Here is a 20,502-nt window from a genome sequence, read left to right as displayed (position 1 = left end):
CCGACGGCTTTGATAAACGTCTGGCTGACTTCAAACCCGGCGATAAGGTGCGGGTGAGCTATTTTGCCGACGATAAGCTCAGCGAGACTGAACTTGAGCTTAGCGCCCGCCCCGAAGGCAAGGCCGAAATCAAGCCGCAGGGCAAGGTATCGTCCAAGCAGAAAGCCTTCTTCAAGGCCTGGCTCGGCATTGATTGGCCGTTCGATGCCAAGGGCGAATTTAAGAAGAGCTAAGGCCTCTAACTTATCCTAAGAAATACCGCCGCAGTGTAACCACAGCGGCGGTATTTTTTTGGGCGGGTCTGGTTTCAGCTCACTGTATTGCCTCGAACCCTGGTTGTAGTTTCAGTTAACGCACAGGGTGCCAAATACACATTTGCTAAAACTTCTGTTAACGGTTTCTGCTGCCAAGGGCGTGCTGCTCTGGTAGTGTCGGGTTTATTTTGCCAAGCCCAGCATCGGCTTAAGTTTGCGCCTTTATCTGGACTCGGCATGGAACTGCGCCAACTCAGGCGTTTGGCGGCATGGTTTATCAGCGATAAACGTTCCTGATACAGACAAAAAAGATAGCTAAAACGACAGGACAATCACCCAATGAAATTGCGTCTCTCCGTTGCCGGTTGCTTGCTGGCCCTGGGCACCTTTGGTCTGCCAGCGTATGGCAGTGAAGGTTACTTCCGCTTCCCTGAATTGCGCAAGGATACCCTGGTGTTCACCGCCGAAGGCGATCTCTGGCTTGGCCGTGTCGGCAGCGAACAGACTAGCCGTCTGACCACCCAGGCCGCCGAAGAAACCCAGGCGCGCATTTCTCCTGATGGCAGCCAACTGGCCTTTGTTGCCAACTATGATGGCAGTGATGAAGTGTATGTGATGCCAATTAAAGGCGGTGAACCCAAGCGCGTCAGCTTCGAGAATGCCCGCGTTCGCCTGCAGGGCTGGAGCCGGGATGGCAAGGTGCTTTATGCCACCGATAATGCCTTTGGCCCTGCCAATCACTGGGTGCTGCGCCTTGCGGATCCCGTGTCGCTGAAGACCGAAGACCTGCCACTGGCCGATGCCATTGAAGGCGCGCTCGACAGCAGTGGCGACTATGTGTATTTCGTGCGTTTTGGTCTGCAGGCCACCGGTGACAATGCCAAGGTGTATCGCGGCGGTGCCCGTGGTGAGCTGTGGCGCTATAAGCTTGGCAGTAAAACGGAAGCCGAGCGGCTGCTGTCTGGTCATGAAGGTTCGCTGCGCCAGCCAATGTTCTGGGATGGACGCCTCTATTTCATCAGCGACGCAGATGGTAACGACAACCTCTATTCGGTGACGCCGGATGGTCAGGACCTTAAGCAGCACAGCCAGTACAAAGACTTCCAGATCCGCGCTGCCCGTATTAATAACGGCAAGCTGATTTTCCAGATGGGCGCCGATATCCGTACGCTGGATATTGCCACTGGCAAAGACAGCGTTCTGCCGCTGCAGCTGACGTCGGATTTCCCCGCCCGCCGCGCGCGTTGGGTAAATAATCCCATGGATTATGTCAGTGACGTGCGCTTTGCCCCCTCTGGCGATAAGGCCGTAATTACCGCCCGCAGCCAGGTGGCCATTGCCGCAACCGATGGTCGCCGTTTGGTGCAAATCAGTTCGCCTGCCGAGAGCCGGGTATGCAACGCCGTGCTCGGCAGCGAAGGCAAGTATGTTTACGGCATCAGCGATGCCTCCGGTGAGCAGGAGCTGTGGCGTTTCCCTGCCGATGGCAGTGAGGGCGCGGTGCAGCTGACCAAGGATGCCAAAACCATGCGCATGAGCCTGGTGGCCTCTCCGGACGGACGTTATCTGGCCCACGACGACTACGAAGGCAACCTGTACCTGTATGACATCAAAAAAGGCAGCAACAGCCTGATAGTCTCCGGTCATCAGGGCCTGGGACCCTACGGCGACATTATCTGGTCACCGGACAGCCGTTTTATTGCCCTGTCGATGAGCGAATTGGGCAAGCAGCGTCCTCAGGTAGTGCTCTATAGTCTGGATGAGAAAAAGCAGCACAGTCTCACCAGCGACAAATACGAGTCCTTCTCCCCGGCTTTCAGCCGCGATGGTCAGTGGCTCTACTTCCTGTCGAACCGTGAATTTAACGCCACCCCAGGTTCGCCATGGGGCGATCGCAATATGGGGCCGGCGTTTGACCGCCGCACCGGCGTGTTCGCGCTTGCGTTGACCAATGATGCCCGCTTTGCCTTCGAGCGCCCCACCGAACTCAGCACCCCGGCGCCCGAGAAGGGCGAGGGCGAGCTTAAGCTCAAGGTGGACTGGGATGGTATCCAAGGCCGCCTGTGGCAAGTGCCTGTAGGAACAGGGAATTTCAGTAACCTGAGTCTTGGCGAGGGTAAGCTTTATGTGCTCGATGGCGATATCGCCGGTCAGCAGTCATCACTGAAGGTCGCCAAGTTTGATGGTCTTTCGCCCAAGCTTGAGACCTTTGCCGACGATATCGGCAACTATGTGTTGTCGGCTGATGGCAAAAAGCTGCTGCTGTCGAAAAAGAGCAATGGCAAAGAGCTGCTGATTGTGGATGCCGGCGACAAGCTGCCCGGGGATCTGGCAAACGCCAGGGTGCGTACCCAGGATTGGCAGATGGAGCTTAGCCCCAAGGCTGAATGGCGCCAGATGTTCGATGATGCCTGGTTGATGCACAGAGACTCTTTCTTCGACAAGAAGATGCGTGGCCTCGATTGGCAAGCTACCCGCAACAAGTATCTGCCACTGCTGGAGCGGGTCACTGACCGCCATGAACTGAACGATCTTTTTATGCAGATGATGGGCGAGCTGGATGCGTTGCACTCACAGGTACGTGGCGGCGATGCTCCAAAGGATGCCAATACGCCAAATCCCGCTGGCCTGGGTGCCCGTTTGGCGCAAAGCTCCCAGGGCGTGAAGATTGAACATATTCTGAAAACCGATCCTGAGCTGCCCAATATGGCACCGCCGCTGGCCCGTCCCGGCGTGGATGCCCGCGAAGGCGACCTTATCACCGCCATCAATGGCCGCAAGGTGGCTACCGTGGCCGATGTGGCTTCAATGCTGCGTAATCAGGGTGGCAAGCAGGTGCTGTTGTCACTGAAGCGCGGCAGCAAGGCGGTGCAAACCGTGGTGTGGCCAGTGTCGGCACAGGACGAAGCCAAGCTTAGATATCAGGACTGGGTAACCCATAACGCCTCCAAGGTGAGCCAGGACAGCGATGGCAAGATTGGCTATCTACACCTGTACGCCATGGGCAGTGGTGACATTGAATCTTTCGCCCGTGAATTCTATGCCAACTATGACAAAGAGGGCCTGATTATCGATGTGCGCCGTAACCGTGGTGGCAATATCGACAGCTGGGTGATTGAGAAGCTGCTGCGCAGGGCCTGGGCCTTCTGGCAGCCAACTCACGGTGATGCCAGCACCAACATGCAGCAAACCTTCCGTGGTCATCTGGTGGTGCTGACCGACCAGCTGACCTACTCAGACGGTGAAACCTTCTCTGCCGGTATCAAGGCATTGGGGCTGGCGCCTCTTGTTGGCAAGCAAACTGCCGGTGCCGGCGTCTGGCTATCTGGCCGTAACGCCCTGACCGACCATGGTATGGCGCGGGTGGCCGAGTATCCTCAGTATGCCATCGATGGCCGCTGGGTGATTGAGGGTCGTGGTGTGAGCCCGGATGTCGAAGTAGACAATCTGCCTTATGCCACCTTTAAGGGTTTCGATGCCCAGCTCGCCAAGGGCGTTGAGATGCTGAAGGCCAGAATTACCGCTGAGCCTGTGCCCGAGCTTAAAGCCAAGCCCATGCCTGCCAGGGGGGAGGCGGCGGACATCAAGTAAGCGTGAGGCCTGTTTAACTCAGGCAAAGAAAAAGGGCGACCAGGTCGCCCACAGTTTGAGGGCTGTACCGGCAACGTAGTTCCCAGTCGGTACGGCCCGTTTTTTATCCTTTCACCAGCCTGGCGCGATAGACCCAGAACCCGGATTAGAAGCGGATTTCCACTTCACAGTCGAGGGTGTTGGCGATAAAACAGTTGGCGTGTGCCTTCTCGTGCATTTTTTCCAGTGTTTCGCGGCTGACTTCCACTCCATCCATAAACTCCACTTCGGGATTGAGCTGCATATAGTTCACTGCCAGCTTGCCATTATCGCGTTTGCCAAGTTCGGCCAGGGCATTGTCGTTATAGCTTTTCACCGGCAGACGCTTTAAGTGCGCGATGGCGAGGAAGGTGAGCATATGGCAGGACGACAGCGCCGCCAGCAGACTCTCTTCCGGGTTTACCATGGCTGGATTGCCTTTATATTCAGGTGCCGATGAGGCCTGAATTTTCTGGCCGCTGCCGAAATGAATGAGGTGATCGCGGTTGAATTCGCCTTCCGGGGCGTCGCTGGTCTGCCAGCTGGTCTGCAAACGGAAACTCACGTGGATGCTCCTTGTTGGGGTAATCGTCTTATTGCCACTGCCGGTAGCAGCCCGTATGTCATTGGCAATGAGGAGTGGTAAAGATACGTCAGCAAAGCTGGTGGGGTAAAGTGCTTGGCGGTAGTTGTTTCTTTATTGCCTCATTCTGGGAATAGAATGGTGATGAGCAGAGGAATGTCTGGAATGATATTCGCGTATAAGCGCTGCTTTTATAGCTTTTTGTATTGATGTGAGTGTGCTTTATAGTTTGTGACTCGGCCGCCGCAGTTGATTTGAACTACAGTTGAGAACGTTTTTATATAAAGGTACGGTCCGGGTTGTTGGCTTGCCCTCCCGTGTTTATAAGTTATCAATAGAGGTTGTTACACTTCATTAACCCAATTCCGCAGCAAGGAAGTTGAAATTTGCCAACGGACGGGCCTCCAGAACTCACGTAAGGAGCCGGTCATGCGCACAGTCCTTCTGCCTCTGGTTGCCGCTGTTTCTATGGCTCTTGCACTGCCAGTGCAGGCTGCTGAAATGTCGCGATACATAGTCAAATTCAAACAGGGCCAAGCCGAACAGGCGCGATCTGGCATTCACGCAGCGGGCGGGGAGATGCTGCTGGATTTGTCCCGCCATAATGCCGCTGCATTTATGTTGCCTGCCAGTGCAATGTCGGGTCTTATGCATAACCCCAACATCGAATATGTGGAAGCCGATGTACCTAGGTATCCCATGGCGCAGACCATTCCATATGGTATACCCATGGTTCAGGCTGATGAGGTCAGCGATGATGATGCCGGTTTGCTGACAGTCTGTATTATCGATTCCGGTATCGACCGCCAGCATGAAGACCTGAACGCTAATCACCTGACCGGGACGAACGATGCCGGTACCGGAAATTGGTTTACCGATGAAAATAGTCACGGTACCCATGTCGCAGGCACTATTGCCGCGCTGGACAATGATGATGGTGTTATTGGTGTTAATCCCAATGGCCGGCTGAATATTCATATCATCAAGGTATTTGACGCTTCTGGCTGGGCGTACTCATCCAGCCTGGTTGCGGCGCTGGATAAGTGTGACGATGCCGGAGCCGTAGTTGTCAACATGAGCCTTGGTGGTCCGCTTAAGAGCCGCACCGAAGACAGGGCATTTGCGGATGCCGAGAACAGAGGGATCCTCAGCGTGGCTGCTGCCGGCAACGACGGTAACACGCGGCATTCCTATCCGGCGTCTTACAGTGCCGTGGTTTCGGTTGCGGCCATCGATTCTGCAAAAGTGGTTGCTGACTTCTCACAACGCACAAGTCAGGTAGAGCTGGCTGGTCCCGGAGTTGGGGTCTTGTCTACCGTGCCAATGGGGGCCGCGCAGTTGGCCAGCGTTACCATAGATGGCGGTGCCGTGTCAGCGGTGGCGATGGAGGGCTCAGTGCAGGCAAGTGTCAGTGGCAATCTGGTGAACTGTGGTCTGGCTGAAACTCCCTGTGCCGCCAATGGTCAGGTATGCCTGATAAGCCGCGGGAATATCAGCTTTGCTGAAAAGGTACTTAATTGTCAGACGGGAGGCGGCGTTGGTGCCATTATCTATAACAATGTGGCCGGTGATCTCCTGGGCACCTTGGGCGGTGTGCAAACAGCTATTCCTTCAGTTGGGGTCTCTGACACGACAGGCGCGGATTTGCTGGCAAAGCAGGGGCAGCTGGCAGATGTGACGGTCGCTGCTGACCATTATGCATATTTCAGTGGAACCTCTATGGCGACTCCCCATGTGGCGGGTGTCGCGGCACTGGTATGGAGTCAGCATTTGAACTGTAGCAACAAGGAAATCAGGGCAGTACTCAGAGCAACTGCTGAGGACTTGGGGCCAGTTGGCAGGGATGATGCTTATGGCTATGGTCTTGTACAAGCCAAAGCAGCATCAGATTATATCTATGCCAACGGCTGTACTGTAAGCGGCGGCGGTGGCGGCGGTAGCGATACATGTAAGGGAAAACGGTGTAAATAGCTGTTGTCGCATTATTGTGAAAACGCCGCCATGATTGCGGCGTTTTCTATTATATGCAGCAGCGACATTAAAGGGCGTTAGATAGTAGTCTGTGTACGCAATAAATATGGTGTTTTTGTTTTTGGATGAAATGAATACAGGCTATGCAGAGTTAAAAAAAAACTTGTAGGATGGACACACTTTATTCCACTCATTAAGGACAGCCATGGCTCACATTAATCAGGGACACTGGCCAAAACAAATCCCCTACATTATCGCGTCTGAAGCCTGCGAGCGTTTCAGTTTTTACGGCATGCGCAACATCCTCACTCCCTTCCTGATGACGGCTTTGTTGCTGTCGGTGCCAGAACATCTGCGGGCTGGTGAAGCTAAGGATGTGTTCCACTCCTTCGTGATTGGCGTGTATTTTTTCCCGCTGCTGGGGGGCTGGATTGCCGATCGCTTTTTCGGCAAGTATCACACCATTTTATGGCTTTCGTTGCTTTACTGTGTGGGTCATGCCTTTCTGGCGATTTTTGAAGACAGTAAAACCGGCTTCTACTCGGGATTGTTTCTGATTGCTCTGGGCTCGGGGGGCATAAAGCCGTTGGTGTCGTCATTTATGGGTGATCAATTCGATCAGAGCAATAAGTCGCTCGCTCAGAAAGCCTTTGACATGTTTTATTTCACCATCAACTTCGGCTCCTTCTTTGCGTCTTTGACCATGCCCCTGCTGCTGAAATATTTTGGCCCGGCAGTGGCGTTTGGCATTCCCGGGGTTCTGATGTTTATTGCCACGGTATTTTTCTGGGCTGGAAGGCAGCGTTACGTGCATATGCCGCCGCAGGAAAGGGATCCCAACGGTTTTTTGCCTGTAGTGAAAACCGCGCTGCTCAGCCCAGATGGTGGCCGCAGCGGATTGATACTGGCAGTGATAGGCACAGCGTTGGCGCTGGCGGCTCTTGGATATATTCCCACATTGGGGCTGGTAACCTCTTTGTGCCTTGCACTGGTACTGCTGATGGGATTTGTGGGGGTGGGAGCCACGATGCAGCTTGAGCGTGCCCGTACTCGTCATGGCGATGATGCGGTTGAGGGCGTGCGTTCGGTAATGCGTATTCTGGTGCTGTTTGCGCTGGTAACGCCCTTTTGGTCGCTGTTCGACCAAAAAGCCTCTACCTGGATTTTGCAGGCCAATGAGATGACCAAGCCTGAGTGGTTTGAGCCTGCCATGATGCAGGCGCTGAATCCGCTGCTGGTGATGATCCTCATTCCTTTCAATAACTTTGTTTTGTACCCCACGCTTGAGAGGATGGGTTTTCGACTCACGGCGCTGGGCAAGATGGCCTCAGGCATAGCGTTTTCAGGGTTATCCTGGATAGTGATTGGCAGTATTCAGCTGATGATGGACGGCGGCAGCGCCGTGTCCATAGTATGGCAGGTGTTGCCTTATGCGCTCCTTACCTTTGGTGAGGTGCTGGTATCGGCAACAGGGCTTGAATTTGCCTACAGCCAGGCGCCCAAGTCGATGAAGGGCACCATCATGAGCTTCTGGACCCTGTCGGTTACGGTAGGCAATCTGTGGGTATTGCTCGCTAATGCCAGCGTAAAAGGACAGGGTATGACCGATTGGATTGTTGGCACAGGGCTGTCGGTCACCGCATTTCAGATGTTCTTCTTTGCCGGATTTGCGCTGGTTGCTGCAACGATGTTTGCCTTATACGCAAAAAATTATCGTATGCAGGATCACTACCGGGCAGCAGGGGTTGCCAACCCAGGTTGAAGCGCCCAAACAGGGACTTCAGTACCATAAAAAAACGCAGCCATCTGGCTGCGTTTTTTTTATTCTGGATGCTTACTCAAGGATGTTTGCGTTGTGGTAAACGTTTTGCACGTCGTCACAATCTTCCAGCGCAGCAATAAACTTATCGAAAACTGCCACGTCTTCTCCGCCGACATCGGTTTGTGTCTGAGGAACGAAGGTGATTTCTTCCACTTCAAAGTTTACTTCAGGCATTGCATCTTGCAGGGCTGTCTTGGCCTTGTAGAATTCTGTATGAGGTGCATAAACGCTTACCATGCCGTCTTCTACTTCCACATCACTCACATCCACATCTGCAGCCATGAGAATTTCAAGAATTTCTTCATCGTTCTCACCGGCAAAAACGAAAACAGCCTGATGATCGAACATGTGAGCAACTGTGCCTGGGCCGCCGAGCTTAGCATCGTTTTTTACAAAGGCCTGGCGTACTTCAGTGAAGGTGCGCTTACCGTTATCGGTCAGACAGTCTACAATCACCATGCAGTTGCCCGGACCGAAGCCTTCATAGCGGGCGGTATCATAATCTTCACCGCCACCGCCTCTGGCCTTTTCGATACCACGCTCGATGACGTGTGCGGGAACCTGATCTTTTTTGGCGCGGTCAATCAGACGACGCAGTGAGAGGTTGCCGTCGGGATCGACACCACCATTTTTGGCACAGACGTAGATCTCTTTTCCGTAGCGGGAGTAGAGTCGGGTCTTTTGGGTGGCGGTTTTGGCCATGGATTCTTTGCGGTTTTGATATGCTCTGCCCATCTTGTAATCTCGTTAACGCACAAAAAAATTTTCCGGATTCTACCAGCTTTCTGCGGGGATGTGCACCTTTGGCTGAATGCATGGCTAAACGGCTGTAGAAGTCACGGTTTAGTAAATAGTTGAGCTAACCCCCCCGGCAAGTATTGCGCTCGGTAAAGATTTATAGTCATATGTAAAAACTAATGGCGTGCTAAGCTGTTATATGGGCAAAGGCAGGATGCGTTGGCCCGATACTCGACCCTTTGAGTCGGTTGGAAAATCAGGCTCAATACAGAAGGAATTACTTAAGATGCAAGGCGGTAAATCAGAACAACAGCTTGCCAACATGGCAAACGACTTGCTTGACTTTGAGGCAGAAAACGGGGCTACCGTGACTGTATTGTATTACGATGCGCCAGCCGGTCTTATTATGCATAACGCTGTGCTGACCGGTTTGCCAGTCAGTGATACGGGGCGGGTCATGATTCCTCAGTCGTTCCGTAATAGCAAATCCATCATAGCGGTGCTGGAAGGAGAGTGTAAAATTCTCAACTCGCTCGGCGAGCGGGTATACGCACAAAAAAATATCGGTCTTGGTTGATAGTTTTCCTCCCTGGCACGCTGACAAAAATCCCGGCTTTATACCGGGATTTTTTGTATCAGTTGCAGCTATCTTTCAGCAGTTTGCTGGCCAGGCGACGTAAGGTTTCATCAGAGGGATGAGTTTGCGCCAGTGTGCGAAGTCCATAAACACCCATTAAAAAATACTCGGCCCTTTCATCGCTGGTCTGATTGGCTGGTATTTCTCCACCGTCCATTGCTTGCTGAAATTTCGATGCCAGCCCTCGCTTGCAACTGTCCAGACTTAGGCACAAGAGCTGACTGATTTCTGGGTCTTGCTGTGCCAATTCATTTAATGATTTGGTCAGCAAACAGGCTTTATCTGCACCACCAAGGCACTCAGATACTATATTGGCAAGGTAGGAAGCAAGTCCTTCGATGACTTTATCCCCTTCGGGAAAATAGGCCTGAAACTGGGCTGTTCTGTCACTCTGGTACTGTTCAATTGCCGCTACAAGCAGGCCTCTTTTATTTTCAAATGCACAATATATCGAACCGGGATGCAGGCCCGTGGCACGGGTCAAATCCTGCATGCTGGTTTTACTGTAGCCTTTCGCCATAAATGCTTGCATGGCTTGGCGGAGCACTTGTTCTCGGTCAAATTCGGCGCTGCGCATATCTCACGTCTCTTGTTGCGTACCGCCATAGGGTAACAGAATTTTTGAATGCACGTTCAAAAAAATACTTGAATGATTGTTCAAGAATCTTTATCTTGAACGCATATTCAAGTAGGAAGCCGTTATGACAGATATTCTATTTACACCACTGCGCCTCAATGAGCGCCTGACGTTGAACAACCGTATTCTGATGGCGCCATTAACCCGCTGTATGGCGGGTGAAGGACTGGTGCCAACTCAGCAAATGGCTGACTACTATGGTCGTCGTGCTGATGCCGGGCTAATTATCAGTGAAGCCACTATTATTCGCCCTGATGCACAGGGCTATCCCAATACCCCCGGGATTTTCACACAGGCACAAATCGCTGGTTGGCGTCTGGTTACAGACGCTGTGCATGAAAAAGGCGGAAAAATATTTGCTCAGTTGTGGCATACCGGCAGGGTTGCCCATCCACATTTTTGGGGGGGAACCGATGCATTGGCTCCGTCTGCGGTAGGTATAAAGGGCACAGTACCAAGAATGCGTGAACTGAGTTACGTGGTTCCGCGCGAGGCGACAGTAGCTGACATTGCGCAGCTGGTGGAGGATTATGCCAAGGCGGCAGAAAATGCCATTGAAGCGGGTTTTGATGGTGTCGAAATCCACGGCGCCAACGGTTATCTTATCGATGAGTTTTTGCACCACGACACTAACCGTCGTGAAGATGAGTTTGGCGGCAATCCGCAAAACATGATCCGTTTTCCGCTACAGGTGGTCGATTCCATAATTGCGCGTATCGGAGCCAATCACACTGCCCTGCGTATTTCGCCGGCAGCTTACTTCAATATCCAGCCCGATGCCCGTGACCGTCAGGTATTTGATTTACTGTTGGCTGAATTGGATAAGCGTGAGCTTGCGTACCTGCACGGTGGCATATTCGACGACAGTGTGGAATATGATTACCTGGATGGCAAAGTGAGTGAATACCTGCGTCGCCATACCCGCCACACCTTGGTCGGCGTGGGTGGCTATAGCGCTGACTCTGCAGCAGAGGCCATAGCTGACGATAGATTTGAATTGATTGCCATCGGTCGGCCTTTCATTGCCAACCATGATTATGTTGCCAGAGTCAGAGAGGGCAAAGAAACCATTGCGTATTCTGACGAGCAGCTGCCGATTCTGTATTAAGTTGAAATAGTCGAAAAAAAGCCCCGTATTTACGGGGCTTTTCAGTGGGTGTTTAGGCCTTGTCAGTTAAGCCATTGTTGGGTGTTGCTCAGTCATCTCTGGCATTTTTTGCTATTTGATTCAGCCTGGCCATGGCGCGGCCAAGCAGTGTTTCCAGGCTGGCGTCATCTACATTGCCCACATCCAGACCGGTAAGCAGCGCCATGGCCTCAGTTACATGATCTACTGCATAGATGTGAAACTCGCCGTTTCGGACTGCTTCAACAATATCCTGACGCAGCATCAAATTTTTAATGTTGCTGGCGGGAATGATTACTCCCTGTTCTTTGGTGCGCCCCTTAATGGCGCAGACATCAAAGAAGCCTTCAATCTTCTCATTAACACCACCAATGGGTTGGGATTCTCCGAACTGGTTCATTGAACCTGTAATTGCCAGATCCTGACGCAGTGGCACACCGCTGATAGCAGACACAATAGCGCAGCATTCCGCCATGGAAGCACTGTCACCATCTACGCCACTGTAGGATTGCTCGAAGGTAAGATAGGTGGTCAGTGGAATGGCTTTTTGCCTTCCCAGCAGTGATGAAATATAGGCCGTGAGGATCCACACTCCTTTGGTGTGGATCCGACCGCCCAGGCGCACTTTGTGCTCTATATCCAGTACCTCACCTTTACCGAAGGCTGTAGTGGCCGTGATGCGATTGGGGGCGCCAAATTCGTGATCTGTGGTGGATATGACCGACAGGGCGTTGATTTGGCCGGTAACCATACCAGCTGCACTGAACAGGGTTTGTCCGTTCTTGAACTGCTGCATCACCATGTCTTTCAGACGGCACACCCGCAGCTCCTGGTTTTTCAGCGCCATCTCTACATGTTCCCGGGTAATTTCCCGGGCTCCTACCTGTTTGGCACAGTAGTTGGTTTCCCGCAATAAATTGGCAATGTTGGCGGAATGCAGTGACAGTCTCGTCTGGTCATCGGCCTGACGGCTGGAATATTCCAGAATCCGCTCCAGTGCACAGCGGTTGCAATGCAGCATGCTATTGTCGTGCACAATCGAGGAAATAAAGCGGGCATACAGGGCTTCGGATTCATCCGTGCGAGGCATGACATCCTCAAAATCGGCAGTAACCCTGAATAGTTCATTGAAGTCGGGATCGTAGTGCTGCAGCAGCTGATAGGTTTGATAATCGCCAAACAGAATGATTTTTACATCCAGCGGAATGGGCTCCGGTGCCAGCGAAATGGTACCCGAGAGCGTGACTTCCCGCTCCAGGCTGTTTAAATCGAGATTTCGCGAGCGTAATGCTTTTTTCAGGCCATCCCATACATAGGGGCGCTCCAGCACTTTAATGGCGTCCATCAGCAACACGCCACCATTAGCCCTGTGCAGCGCACCGGGGCGGATTAACGAAAAGTCGGTAAAAACAGTGCCCTTAAAAGTGGCGTTTTCGATATAACCAAACAGGCTGTGATAACTTGGGCTTTCTTCAACTACTACAGGGAACTGGTGCTCGTCCTGACATACAAGCACATTGATTTGATATCGTCTGGGCATTTTCTTATCCAGTGCGGCATAAGCAAGTCCCAGCTGCTCTTCACTTTCTTCGAGGAAAATATCCAGATTATCGAGTATGTCTTTTTGCATCTCGACCAAAAAGCTGCGGATTTCTTCAAGGTCGCGATATTTGCTCTTGAGCGGTTTAAAGAAGTGAGCCAATACTTCTTTGGCTACCTGTTCATCGTGCTCCTGTTGCTTATCGGAGAATTGCTCTTCCCATTCGGTAAGCTGACGAATGATACCGCGCAGACGTTTTTCCAGCCCTTTAATGGCAGTGTCAAATTCGGCGCGTTCTTCGTCGGTTAGGGCATCGTAACTTTCTTCGGTGTGGGGCTCTTCGCCATTCATGGCAATCAATTGATAGTCACCCTGCACTGAAATCGACAGGCTGATATTTTTCTCTTTGGCCTCTTGTGACAGTGCAGTCAACGCCGTTTCCTGCTGACGGGCCAATTCACCCTTGAGCTTGTCTGCCCGGGAATAATACATCTCATTGTCGAATGCCAGCGGCATAGCTTTGACCAGCCGGATCATGAGTTTTTCAACGTCTTTTTTGAAGCCATTGCCTTTACCAGCAGGTAAGCGCAGTACCCTTGGCGAGCGGTTGTCATCAAAATTGGCAACATAGCACCAATCATGCAGTTGACTGTCTTCAAATTGATGGCGTTTCAAATAGCGCAGCATCATGGTGCGCTTGCCCAAGCCATTCTGGCCGATGGCGTAGATGTTGTAGCCCTTTTCATGGATGGACATGGCAAATTCAACCGCGCTTTGGGCACGTTCCTGCCCAATGATGTCATCCAGTGGTGGTAAATCGGCCGTAGTTTGGCAATCCTCGGCCAATCCTGCGAGGGTTGATACCCGATAAAGGCTTTGGGGATCCAGTGGGGTTATGGCCATATAAACCTATCCTTTAAGATTTAATTCTCTATGACTGACAATAAGATGGCTGAGAATGAATGGCAAATCACTTTGTGGTGACTGCTGGAAAATCAAGCAAATTTAAGCCGTTTATAATAAGTGCTGTAAGGCGTGAGAGTTGTGGAGTTCAGCCCGCAATTAGCGCTGACAGTCGAACTGTGCCAGCTCAATAACTGTGTTGGCTGTCAAACACAAACAGTATGTCACCCTTTATAATGTTGCCCGTTTTCACGAGGCCTTATTTGCATGGCTGGTCGTGAGCGGTAAACTGTTAGAGAGAGTATTTGTTGGGGAATGGATTGAATACAGGAAGTAAACCGGATCGTTACCAGGCACTGACAGGCATTTTGCCTTTGTTGGAGCTCTTTGCAAACGCTCACTCTCTTAGACTGAGTCTGGCACATGGTGACAAGGTACTTTGGTGTTTTGGCGATAACGCCTGCACAAAGGAATCTGCCGTGGTGACGGTGAATGGACTGAACCAGATCTGGTGCCTGGAACTTTACGGTGAGCAATTATCAGAGCCTGTTATTTCCCGCGCTCAGGTGTTGCTCGAAGGGGTCTGTGCATTGTTAACCGATGACAGGAACGCACTCTTACAAAGCTTCCTCAATGCTTTCGAAGAACACATCTGGATAAAAGACACCCAAGGACGTTATCAGTTTGTCAATACAGCCACTCTGCTATCCTGGAATCGTTCTCCTGATGAGTTGATTGGAAAGACTGACACAGTGCTGTTTCCGCAGCGAAAGGCCGATTTTGAGAGTACGGACCAAGAGGCTGCATTGGCTGGCCGCCCGATTATTGTGGCGGAATGTATCGACAGGGATGTGGACAAGGGCCGTATCTGGTTGGAAACGGTCAAGGCACCCATGTATGACGTTCATGGTCAACTGATTGGAATCATAGGTAACACGCGGGATATCGCCCGTTATAAAGAAGCGCAAGAGCAACTGATGCTCACTTCCAAAGTATTCGAAAATGCCATTGAAGGGGTACTGATCACTGACCCGAACGGGGTGATCACCGATATCAATGGTGCCTTTGAAAAAATTACTGGCTATACCCGAAGTGAAGTTATTGGCAAAACGCCAAAAATGCTCAACTCAGGGCGCCACGACAGAGACTTTTTTGAGAATTTCTGGCGCACCCTCAAATCGCAGGGACACTGGCAGGGCGAAATCTGGAACCGGCGAAAGAATGGCACCCTGTACGCTGAACAAATATGCATCAGCACCGTGTATGCAGAAGATGGCGCTGTTAGATGTTATGTCGCCGTTTTTTCGGATATTTCACTGTTAAAGCAAACAGAAGCTGAAGTGGCGCAGCTGGCCTGGCACGATCCTTTAACCAAACTGCCCAATCGTTCCAAATTGACGACCCTGATGCAGCAACAACTGAAAATGGCTGCCCACAGTAAAACACGGTTGGCACTGCTGCTGATTGATGTGGATTTGTTTAAACATATCAATGACAGCTTCGGCCATGTCACCGGTGATAAGGTGTTGTTTTCATTGTCTGAACGTTTAAGCGCTTTGCTGGATGAAAAGGACACCCTTGCGCGGATCGGTGGTGATGAATTTGTGGTGCTGACGGAAGTTGCTTCGCGCAATGAGGTAACCAATGCGCTGGAGTCCATTCAAAGAGCTTTTGATACCAGTTTTAATGCTGCCGGTCAGCAGGGTGGGGTGCGCCTCAGTGCCAGTATCGGCATCGCCATCTATCCCGATGATGGTAAAGATCCCGATACCTTGCTGAAGAATGCTGATGCGGCCATGTACCGGGCCAAACAGCAGGGGCGTAACAGCCATGCTTTTTATACAGAGCAAATGACTCAAAGCTCAATTCAGCAACTTAAACTGCAGACGGCATTGCGTGAAGCCGTACGCAACAACCGTTTCTATCTGCTTTATCAACCAAAAATTGACCTACAAAGCCGCAGGATCCATGGTATGGAAGCGCTGTGTCGCTGGACAGACCCGGAGCTTGGCAGCGTATCGCCTGCTGACTTTATTCCGGTTGCCGAATCCATTGGACTCATGCCGGAAATAGGTTTATGGGTGTTGAATGAGGCATGTCGCCAGACCAAGAGTTGGATTGATGCCGGTCGTGATCCCGGCCGGGTTGCGGTTAACGTGTCCGGTTCCCAATTGGCTGTGGCTGGTTTTGTTGATGACGTGGCGGCGGTGCTGAAAAAACATAAGCTTCCCGGCGCCAGTCTGGAGCTTGAAATCACCGAAAGTATGTTACTGCACAATCCCGACGGCGCCATTGAAACACTGGAAAGACTGAAAAGCATGGGGCTAACCCTTGCTCTGGATGACTTTGGTACCGGCTATTCATCACTGAGCTACCTGCGCAAACTTCCAATAGATACCCTCAAGATTGATCAATCTTTTGTGCGGGATCTGCGGGATGATCAGGACAGTGGCGCTATTACCAGGGCGATTATTGCCATGGGGGAAGCGCTCAGGCTGAGTGTTATTGCTGAAGGGGTTGAAACCGAAGAACAGGCCAAGCTGCTTTGCCAGCTTGGTTGCACCCAAGCCCAGGGCTACCTGTTTGCCCGCCCACAATTGTCTTTTGACCTCGCAGCCATGTTGCCAGTGTTGTAACCCTTAACTGGCAAAGGGTTCCGGCCAATACCTGAACAAATCAGTGATGCAGTGTTAACATAGCGACTTTTGCGTTGTCGGCCGGAGCTTATCGTGTCATTTGCAGCCTTTGAACTGCCACTCCCCTTATTGCAAAACCTGCATTTGCTTGGTTTTATGCAGCCCACTGAAGTACAGGCGCTGGCTATTCCCGCTTTTATGGCGGGTGGCGATATCATGGTGAAAGCGGCCACGGGAACCGGTAAAACGGCCGCTTTCCTGTTGCCCCTGATGACGAAACTGCTTACCGACAGTGCGCCACAGCGCAACCAGCCGGCACCCCGGGCTCTGGTTCTGGTACCTACCCGTGAGCTGTGTCAGCAAGTGTCTGATGCGGCGGCTCAGCTTGCCAAAGGCTCCGGGCTTCGACTGGCCATGGTCTATGGTGGTGTACCGTTGGAGAGCCAGCTCAAGACCTTAAAAGGCGGCGTCGACTTGCTTATTGCTACTCCCGGCAGGCTGATTGATCACCTGAAAAAACGAAGCCTTCGAATAGACACCGTTGAGCTGCTGGTGTTTGATGAAGCCGATCGCATGCTCGATATGGGCTTTGAAGATGAAATCCGCGCCATTATCAAAAAGCTGGGGAAGACACGTCAGACGGCGCTGTTTTCAGCGACCTTGGGTGAGGGGGTATGGCGGGTGGCCAAAAGCCTGATGGCAGCCCCAACTTTGGTGGAAGTTGCGGCCGCCAAAGAGGATAAGCCGCTGATAGAAGAGCGTATCTACGCCATTGATACGGTGAGGAAATATGAATTTTTGAGCCATCTGCTCAGCCAAAACAACTGGGCTCAGGTGCTTGTTTTCAGCCGTACCAAAGATGGCGCCGATAAGCTTACAAACGGGCTTATCAATGCCGGTCACAGCGCGGTAGCCATGCACGCGGATCTTTCACAAAAACAGCGTGAGCAAAACCTGGCTGGTTTCAAGTCCGGCACCAGCCGGATCCTGGTGGCAACTGACGTCGCCGCCCGAGGGCTGGATATCGAGGCGCTGCCCTGTGTTATCAATCTGGAGCTGCCTTTCAAGCGCGAAGATTATGTGCACCGTATCGGACGCACCGGCCGGGCAGGGGTTCCTGGGCTTGCCATAAGCCTGCTCGACCCCAGTGACGAAGCCCTGCATCATGAGCTGGAAACCTATCTCGACCGCCGTCTTGCCCCCCAATGGTATCCGGGGTTTGAGCCTGATTTAACGGTCAAAGCAGAACGTCCACGCAGCTTAAGTAAAGCCGCTCAAAAGCAAAAAGCCCGCAAGCGGGCGTTGGCAAAACGATAAATATCAACCCCGGGACAGGGCGCACTGCCTGCACTATTGAGCAAGGCTTGGTGATTGCCTACAATGGCGCAGGTTTTATTTACCCAAGATGACGATTATGACCGATACCAAAGTACCACCAGCTCTGCCAGACCGTTTGTCCATCAACCCACGCAGCCCGCACCATGTGGCTGAAGTGTTTGAGTTTGATGTGGGCATTCGCATCAACGGCAAAGAGCGCAATGACGTTGAAGAATACTGCATCAGCGAAGGCTGGATTAAAGTGGCTTCTCACAAGGCTCTCGACCGCCGCGGCCAGCCCCTGCTGATGACCATCAAAGGCGAAGTAGAAGCTTTCTACAAGTAATCTTGTGGCTTCCGCAGACATAAAAAACAGGGCAAAGCCCTGTTTTTTTGTTCAGTGTGATAGGTACTCATCCGTTTGCTGTTGCGGTTTTGAGGGAAGCAGTCATACAACTAGGATTTTTCTTGCGTTATATGAGGTTGTAAACTCCTGCTTGCAAAATTCCTAAAAAACGCAATAGCTTTTTATGTCAGCGGTTTGATACTCAAGTTCAGGGAATAGAGTTGCTTCAGTTATTCCGCAAAGCCTCAATTGATTTCGCAAATCATTCTTTTTTTCTTCTGGTACTATTGCGTATGCAATTTCAGGTATAGTCTTTTTAAGGTTATGCTCAACCTTCATGAATTCTTTGTTAAAGTAACATTTTCCGTAATGTATGGTGAATTTTCCACCTTGTAGCATCAAACGTTTATTTATTGTTGGCGGGTCATAAGTCACTATAGCGTTGCTCAGAGGTATTGGATATACATCATTCCCTGCGTAAGTAATGTCAATGAGTCCTAAGTCAAAAGGAGGGGATACATTCTTCATTGCAGCAAGTTGTTTTGAAAAAATGTCAAATGTCAGAGTTTTAGCCCAAAAATCCTCAGGATTGATTTTGTTTTTATTTAGATAAATATCATATAGTTGAAATGGGTAATTTTTTGAGTTTTTTAACGTGATAAGATCGAACCTTAAAAAATCAAGGACTGCAGCATCAGTTTTATATGCAAAGTCAGCTTGATATTCAAATGGAGACTCGTATTTAATTTGGCTAATTAATAACTCAAGAAAGAATGTCGAACGACCAATTTTATCATCATGTCTATCTTGTTGAAAAATAATCAATTCACCATCTTTATTTTGTCGTGTTTCTTTGTCCACAACTTCAGATGTTGCAAAATATAATGCTACCAGAAGATTTTCTGTCCAATCTAGCAGTCGGGTAGGTAAACCATAATGTTGTGCGTAGGTCAGTAGCTCAAGAGTATTGGTGTGCTTTTCCTTGGCTTCTGGGTGCCTGCGTACAAATTCACTCAGTAACTTGGCTTCATCATAATACTTACCGCTTCCGGGACTGGTTTCACGAAATACCGATGGTACTAATTCCCACGATTTATCAGCGTGCCCCCTAAACCAGCACTTACCAACTTGGGCGGCGGCAAACTCAATCGCATCGGCGATACAGGTGATGGGTTTATGCCATTCAGCCATTGGTTATGCTCCATGAGGTGATGTAGCGGCTTCGATAGCTTGTGCCGCTGGAAAATAATCGGTTAGCAGAGACTCTTTTTGTACAGGATTCTTCCAGTTATTCATCACTGCTCTATCAATAAACCGGACTTTTCACCACAGGCGCTGCAGTTGAGACTGTATTCACTGCCGCGTTTGCTTACCTTGGTCTCTTTACTCTGGCAACTGGGGCAGGGGCGCTTCATTGGCGTATTACCCTCACATTGGCTGCACTTTACGTAATACCCGTACTGCCCCCAGCTCGGCTGTAATTGGCGAGGGCTCTCGCAGTGCTTACAGCTAATCTGAAGTTGAAGTGGTTCAAGTTTTAGTGGCTGAAGTTGATGTGACTGAAGTTTATTTGACAGTTCAGCAGGTTCTGTTTGGACGTTTTTTTCAACTTCGGCGCTGCTGTATATCGGGGCGGTCGGCTCCTGGATGCTGTGTTCTACAGAGCCAGAGCTGTGCTTCAGCAAAAAGTCACAAATTGCACCAAGTTCGCTTTGGTTGAAGGCAGGCCTTGTATCAAGAACATTTATCACCCTACTGATACTGCCTTTAAGGTTCATTAATTCGTTAAGTTTATCGACCAAAAATTCTGATTTGACCAGTCGCTTGGAAATGTCCTTGGGAATGGTGTCTCTTTCGATAATGGCATTACTTGATATGGCACAGATACTGTGCCAGCAGCGCCCACCAAAGCCTTGTTGCAGCATTAAAAATTTCGGCAGGATCTTGGTTTTGTTATCAATTAACAGCTGTTGAAGCAAGTTACTCTGTAGTTCTACCTGCTTGATGGGGGAGGCCATGCCTTGCCATTTCCCCTGCCAACTGCGACTCCATTCCTGATGGCTGTTTACAGTGACTTCGCCGGTAATACTTTTCGATTCAATGAGAATAAAGCCATAGGTGTAAACAATCAGATGATCGATTTGGGCAGTCTCGCCATTGTGGCTGAGCTGCAAATCGTTAAACACCATGACTTCGGGATGGTCTTTAAATGCACGGCGAAGGAAAAATGCGACACTTGATTCCTGCTTTTCTCCGGCGGCAATCAGTGGATTGTCGCTGCCTGTTAACTGCTTGTCTTTAAGGATCACACTAAATTCCCTGTGTTTTACGGCAACTTAGGTAATTTTGCCACAGGGTAGGGATGCGCTCAAGCGGGGGGCGG

The 20,502-nt window shown here is 50.9% G+C and carries 14 protein-coding genes and 1 pseudogene; 9 read left to right on the top strand and 6 right to left on the bottom strand.

Going from position 1 to position 20,502, the window contains the following annotated elements; translation table 11 throughout:
- Both ABYK60_RS03450 and ABYK60_RS03445 read left to right on the top strand, forming a co-directional pair.
- Positions 1 to 233, top strand: a pseudogene (locus ABYK60_RS03450) (M61 family peptidase); the annotation flags it as partial.
- A gap of 360 nt (positions 234 to 593) precedes the next feature.
- On the top strand, positions 594 to 3,845 hold the full coding sequence (locus ABYK60_RS03445; RefSeq protein WP_372870529.1) for a S41 family peptidase: 3,252 nt from the start codon (positions 594 to 596) through the stop codon (positions 3,843 to 3,845).
- Between the two features lie 145 nt (positions 3,846 to 3,990).
- Here the strand turns inward: ABYK60_RS03445 and ABYK60_RS03440 are convergent, their stop codons facing one another.
- The gene (locus tag ABYK60_RS03440) at positions 3,991 to 4,428 is read right to left on the bottom strand and encodes an OsmC family protein (protein WP_372870528.1); all 438 of its coding nucleotides are present in this window, start codon (positions 4,426 to 4,428) and stop codon (positions 3,991 to 3,993) included.
- Positions 4,429 to 4,875: 447 nt separating this feature from the next.
- On the opposite strand from ABYK60_RS03440, the gene ABYK60_RS03435 reads away from it, so the two are divergent.
- Both ABYK60_RS03435 and ABYK60_RS03430 read left to right on the top strand, forming a co-directional pair.
- Positions 4,876 to 6,417 (top strand): S8 family serine peptidase, encoded by a 1,542-nt coding sequence (locus ABYK60_RS03435; protein WP_372870527.1) that lies wholly within the window; start codon positions 4,876 to 4,878, stop codon positions 6,415 to 6,417.
- Between the two features lie 205 nt (positions 6,418 to 6,622).
- Positions 6,623 to 8,179: a POT family MFS transporter gene (locus ABYK60_RS03430; protein ID WP_372870526.1), complete on the top strand. Its 1,557-nt coding sequence runs from the start codon at positions 6,623 to 6,625 to the stop codon at positions 8,177 to 8,179.
- 72 nt (positions 8,180 to 8,251) lie between these two features.
- Here ABYK60_RS03430 and ABYK60_RS03425 read toward each other — a convergent pair whose 3' ends face one another.
- Complete coding sequence (locus tag ABYK60_RS03425) at positions 8,252 to 8,974, bottom strand: YebC/PmpR family DNA-binding transcriptional regulator (RefSeq protein WP_372870525.1); 723 nt, start codon at positions 8,972 to 8,974, stop codon at positions 8,252 to 8,254.
- Between the two features lie 325 nt (positions 8,975 to 9,299).
- Here ABYK60_RS03425 and ABYK60_RS03420 point away from each other — a divergent pair, with 325 nt between their 5' ends.
- Positions 9,300 to 9,554 (top strand): TIGR02922 family protein, encoded by a 255-nt coding sequence (locus ABYK60_RS03420; RefSeq protein WP_372870533.1) that lies wholly within the window; start codon positions 9,300 to 9,302, stop codon positions 9,552 to 9,554.
- A gap of 58 nt (positions 9,555 to 9,612) precedes the next feature.
- Here ABYK60_RS03420 and ABYK60_RS03415 read toward each other — a convergent pair whose 3' ends face one another.
- Positions 9,613 to 10,191 (bottom strand): TetR/AcrR family transcriptional regulator, encoded by a 579-nt coding sequence (locus tag ABYK60_RS03415; RefSeq protein WP_372870524.1) that lies wholly within the window; start codon positions 10,189 to 10,191, stop codon positions 9,613 to 9,615.
- Positions 10,192 to 10,315: 124 nt separating this feature from the next.
- On the opposite strand from ABYK60_RS03415, the gene ABYK60_RS03410 reads away from it, so the two are divergent.
- Complete coding sequence (locus ABYK60_RS03410; RefSeq protein ID WP_372870523.1) at positions 10,316 to 11,359, top strand: alkene reductase; 1,044 nt, start codon at positions 10,316 to 10,318, stop codon at positions 11,357 to 11,359.
- An 88-nt stretch (positions 11,360 to 11,447) separates the two neighbouring features.
- Here the strand turns inward: ABYK60_RS03410 and ABYK60_RS03405 are convergent, their stop codons facing one another.
- Positions 11,448 to 13,820: a Lon protease family protein gene (locus ABYK60_RS03405; RefSeq protein WP_372870522.1), complete on the bottom strand. Its 2,373-nt coding sequence runs from the start codon at positions 13,818 to 13,820 to the stop codon at positions 11,448 to 11,450.
- Between the two features lie 320 nt (positions 13,821 to 14,140).
- On the opposite strand from ABYK60_RS03405, the gene ABYK60_RS03400 reads away from it, so the two are divergent.
- The 3 genes from ABYK60_RS03400 to ABYK60_RS03390 all read left to right on the top strand — a co-directional run bounded on the left by ABYK60_RS03400 (position 14,141) and on the right by ABYK60_RS03390 (position 18,119).
- Positions 14,141 to 16,456: an EAL domain-containing protein gene (locus ABYK60_RS03400; RefSeq protein ID WP_372870521.1), complete on the top strand. Its 2,316-nt coding sequence runs from the start codon at positions 14,141 to 14,143 to the stop codon at positions 16,454 to 16,456.
- Positions 16,457 to 16,549: 93 nt separating this feature from the next.
- Positions 16,550 to 17,773 carry a DEAD/DEAH box helicase gene (locus tag ABYK60_RS03395; RefSeq protein WP_372870520.1) on the top strand — a complete coding sequence of 408 codons (1,224 nt, stop codon included), beginning with the start codon at positions 16,550 to 16,552 and terminating at the stop codon, positions 17,771 to 17,773.
- A gap of 97 nt (positions 17,774 to 17,870) precedes the next feature.
- Positions 17,871 to 18,119 carry a DUF3297 family protein gene (locus ABYK60_RS03390; protein ID WP_240591667.1) on the top strand — a complete coding sequence of 83 codons (249 nt, stop codon included), beginning with the start codon at positions 17,871 to 17,873 and terminating at the stop codon, positions 18,117 to 18,119.
- Between the two features lie 162 nt (positions 18,120 to 18,281).
- Here ABYK60_RS03390 and ABYK60_RS03385 read toward each other — a convergent pair whose 3' ends face one another.
- Together ABYK60_RS03385 and ABYK60_RS03380 are read right to left on the bottom strand one after the other, a co-directional pair.
- Positions 18,282 to 19,310: an FRG domain-containing protein gene (locus ABYK60_RS03385; RefSeq protein WP_372870519.1), complete on the bottom strand. Its 1,029-nt coding sequence runs from the start codon at positions 19,308 to 19,310 to the stop codon at positions 18,282 to 18,284.
- 104 nt (positions 19,311 to 19,414) lie between these two features.
- Positions 19,415 to 20,428, bottom strand: coding sequence for an NERD domain-containing protein (locus ABYK60_RS03380; RefSeq protein ID WP_372870518.1), 1,014 nt, complete (start codon positions 20,426 to 20,428; stop codon positions 19,415 to 19,417).
- Positions 20,429 to 20,502: the final 74 nt, after the last annotated feature.

This window comes from Shewanella sp., from assembly GCF_041630135.1.
Taxonomy (GTDB): Bacteria; Pseudomonadota; Gammaproteobacteria; order Enterobacterales; family Shewanellaceae; genus Shewanella.
Note: the sequence above shows the minus strand (reverse complement) of the source record. Positions and strands in the feature narration are given on the sequence as shown.

Coding starts and splice junctions, on each gene's coding strand:
- ABYK60_RS03430 (WP_372870526.1), top strand. CDS start 6,623: ATGGCTCACATTAATCAGGGACACTGGCCAAAACAAATCCCCTACATT.
- ABYK60_RS03425 (WP_372870525.1), bottom strand. CDS start 8,974: ATGGGCAGAGCATATCAAAACCGCAAAGAATCCATGGCCAAAACCGCC.
- ABYK60_RS03445 (WP_372870529.1), top strand. CDS start 594: ATGAAATTGCGTCTCTCCGTTGCCGGTTGCTTGCTGGCCCTGGGCACC.
- ABYK60_RS03420 (WP_372870533.1), top strand. CDS start 9,300: ATGGCAAACGACTTGCTTGACTTTGAGGCAGAAAACGGGGCTACCGTG.
- ABYK60_RS03435 (WP_372870527.1), top strand. CDS start 4,876: ATGCGCACAGTCCTTCTGCCTCTGGTTGCCGCTGTTTCTATGGCTCTT.
- ABYK60_RS03390 (WP_240591667.1), top strand. CDS start 17,871: ATGACCGATACCAAAGTACCACCAGCTCTGCCAGACCGTTTGTCCATC.
- ABYK60_RS03405 (WP_372870522.1), bottom strand. CDS start 13,820: ATGGCCATAACCCCACTGGATCCCCAAAGCCTTTATCGGGTATCAACC.
- ABYK60_RS03385 (WP_372870519.1), bottom strand. CDS start 19,310: ATGGCTGAATGGCATAAACCCATCACCTGTATCGCCGATGCGATTGAG.
- ABYK60_RS03415 (WP_372870524.1), bottom strand. CDS start 10,191: ATGCGCAGCGCCGAATTTGACCGAGAACAAGTGCTCCGCCAAGCCATG.
- ABYK60_RS03410 (WP_372870523.1), top strand. CDS start 10,316: ATGACAGATATTCTATTTACACCACTGCGCCTCAATGAGCGCCTGACG.